2 protein-coding genes and 1 riboswitch are annotated in these 3,289 nt (G+C 33.4%); both genes read left to right on the top strand.

Going from position 1 to position 3,289, the window contains the following annotated elements:
- Positions 1–239: 239 nt before the first annotated feature.
- Positions 240–340: riboswitch (purine riboswitch) on the top strand.
- A gap of 104 nt (positions 341–444) precedes the next feature.
- Positions 445–1,815 (top strand): amidohydrolase, encoded by a 1,371-nt coding sequence (locus ACMOUI_RS04185; protein WP_418964483.1) that lies wholly within the window; start codon positions 445–447, stop codon positions 1,813–1,815.
- 15 nt (positions 1,816–1,830) lie between these two features.
- Positions 1,831–3,153 carry an NCS2 family permease gene (locus ACMOUI_RS04190; RefSeq protein ID WP_418964484.1) on the top strand — a complete coding sequence of 441 codons (1,323 nt, stop codon included), beginning with the start codon at positions 1,831–1,833 and terminating at the stop codon, positions 3,151–3,153.
- Positions 3,154–3,289: the final 136 nt, after the last annotated feature.

Raw genomic sequence — 3,289 nt, forward strand, 5'->3', positions numbered from 1 at the left:
AGATTTAAAGTCAGTAAACTGTTTTACTTTTAAGAGATTTAAAATGTTTTTTAAGAAAATGATTGAAAGTTTTAAAATTATTCAAAGGTGATTAAGTATTTAAGTAGAGGGATTTGTGATGGTTGCCCTCTGCTTTTTTAATATCTATTTATAAAAGCGTTTAGCATTTTTTCTTTAAATATTCAAAAAAAATGGATATTTTTCACAAGGATATTGAAGTTTTTATACAAATATGGTATCATTAAATTAAAAAGTTTACTCATATATTTTGATAATATGGTTCAAAAGTTTCTACGTCCTAACCTTAAATATGGACGCTATGGGGAGAGCTTATACTTATAAATTCTCTTAAAATATTGCAATATGTTTTAGGTTCAGTTTAAGTGTAAATTCTATCCCAGATAGAGTTTACACTTTTTTTTATTAAAAAAATGGAGGTTTTTTGTGAAACAAACTTTAATAAAAAATGCATATGTGATATCTATGAATGCTAAAAGAGAGGTCTATAACAATGGCTCAATTTTAATTGAAGGGGATTCAATTAAAGCTATCGGTAAGATAGATGAGGAGCTTCTTTCAGAAAATATAGAGATTATAGATGCAAAAGGAAAAATTGTCCTACCTGGACTGATTAATACTCATGTACACCTATCACAACAACTAGGAAGAGGAATAGCTGATGATGTGGATCTTTTAACTTGGTTAAGAGAGAGGGTTTGGCCATATGAGAGCAGTTTTGATTATGAAGCCTCACTGGTATCTTCTACTGCTTGTTGTATAGAGATGATAAAATCTGGAGTTACAACATTTTTGGAGTCAGGTGGACAATATGTAGAAGCTATGGTAGAAGCGGTAAAAAATACTGGTATGAGAGCTGCACTATCAAAGTCGGTTATGGATGAGGGGATTGGTTTACCAAATAACTGGATAAAAACAGCTGATGAGGAGATTGAGACTCAAAAAGAGCTGTATGATAAATATAACAATACAGCAGATGGAAGAGTTAAGATTTGGTTTGGGCTAAGAACTATTTTCAATAACTCCGATGAGCTAATACTAAAGACTAAAAAAATAGCTGATGAGTTAAAAACAGGAATTCATATGCATATAGCAGAGATAGCTGCAGAAAATGATTATGTTAAATCAAATAGAGGGAATTCAACAGTTGAACACCTGCATAAATTAGGAGCTTTAGGTCCAAATTTATTGGCAGTTCACACTGTTTGGTTAACAGATAGAGAGATAGATCTATTTAGATTATATGATGTAAAAGTATCTCATAACCCAGCAGCAGCAATGAAGGTTGTACTTGGATTTGCAAGAATACCAGAGATGTTAGAAAAGGGCATAAGTGTTTCAATAGGTACTGATGGAGCTCCGTCAAATAATAGAATGGATATGATGAGAGAGATGTATTTAACATCTTTAATCCACAAGGGAAGAACATTGAATCCAAAAATTGTTCCAGCTGAACAGATACTTGAGATGGCAACTATCAATGGAGCTAAATGCGCAATGTTAGAGAATGAGATAGGAAGTTTGGAAGTGGGGAAAAAAGCAGATTTAATTATTTTAAACCCAAATACACTTCATTCTATACCACTTCATGATCCAATAGCCAATATAGTTTATACAATGTCTAGTGAAAATGTGGAATCGACAATGTGTAATGGACAATGGTTAATGAAAAATAGAGAGATTTTAGTTTTAAATGAAAATGAATTAATTGAAAAAGTAAAGGAAAAATCTGAAGAGATAAAAAATAGAGCAAACATAGTTTTACCAAATAGATTTCCTGTAATAGATATAATATAAGTGGAGGAATATAAAGTGGAAAAAATAGTATCAAGAAATACATCATCAGATATATTGGAAAAAATATTTAAAATTGAGGAGAGGGGAAGCTCTATAAGAACAGAGGTTTTAGGCGGACTTACTACCTTTTTAACAATGGCCTATATAGTTTTTGTAAATCCAGCAATTCTTTCTGCAACAGGGATGGATAAAGGGGCACTTATAACTGTAACTTGCTTGGCCACAGCTATTGGAACAGGAATAGCTGCACTTTGGGCAAATGCACCGTTCGCTTTAGCGCCAGGAATGGGATTAAATGCCTTTTTTACATATACCTTAGTTTTAGGACAAGGTGTTTCTTGGGAGGATGCGCTGGGAGTTGTTTTTATCTCTGGATTATTCTTTTTAATTATGACACTAGGGGGAATTAGAGAGAGAATTGCAAATGCTATTCCAAGTGTAGTTTCAACAGCAGCTACTTCAGGTATAGGACTTTTTATAGCTTTTATAGGCTTAAAAAATATGGGTATAATAGTTGCAAATGAGGCCACTTTTGTAGGCTTAGGAGATTTCTCAATGCCAACTGTATTGGGGATTTTAGGATTGGCAATTATGGTTATATGTGAGATAAAAAAGGTGAGAGGTGGAATTTTAATAAGTATTGCACTGACAACAATTATTGGAATGTTCTTTGGAATTGTAGAGGTTCCAAAAGCAATTATTTCAATGCCTCCATCAATAGAACCAATCTTTATGAAAGTAAATATATTGGGAGCATTAAAAATCTCATTGATTGGTTCAATATTTTCATTTATGTTTATAGATCTATTTGATTCTCTTGGATTTATGATGGCATGTTACAAAAATATGGGCTTAGTACAGGGTGAAGAGGGTGCTAAGGGGTTAAAAAGAATGTTACAAGTGGACGTTTCATCAACATTGATTGGAGCAGTTTTAGGTACGAGTACAGTGACATCTTTTGCTGAATCAGCAGCTGGAATCTCAGCAGGAGCAAGAACAGGTCTAGCCTCTCTAGTAACAAGTGGACTATTTTTATTGGCACTGCTATTTACACCACTGGTAGGGGTAGTACCAGGATATGCCTCAGCACCAGCACTTGTACTTGTGGGTGTATTTATGTTTAAATCAATTGGAAATATAGATTTTACAGATATGAAATTAGCAGTTCCAGCATTTATAACAATTGTGATGATGCCTTTAACATATAGTATCAGTATAGGGTTGAGTTTCGGATTTGTTGCCTATATAATAACTCATATATCAGCAGGAGAGATAAAGAAAATAAATTTAACTCTATGGGTAATTGGAGCACTATCTGTTTTAAATTTACTTGTGTGAACTACCACCGTCCTAATAGAGGGCGGGGCTTCGTGGGAAGTATCTGACTCATGTCAGATATATTAATCACGCTCTGCGGGTAGTTCCTACCCTGAATATATTACAAATTTCATAGTTTTTAAAACATATGTCTGAT

This window comes from Cetobacterium sp. (assembly GCF_048470075.1).
Lineage (GTDB): Bacteria > Fusobacteriota > Fusobacteriia > Fusobacteriales > Fusobacteriaceae > Cetobacterium_A.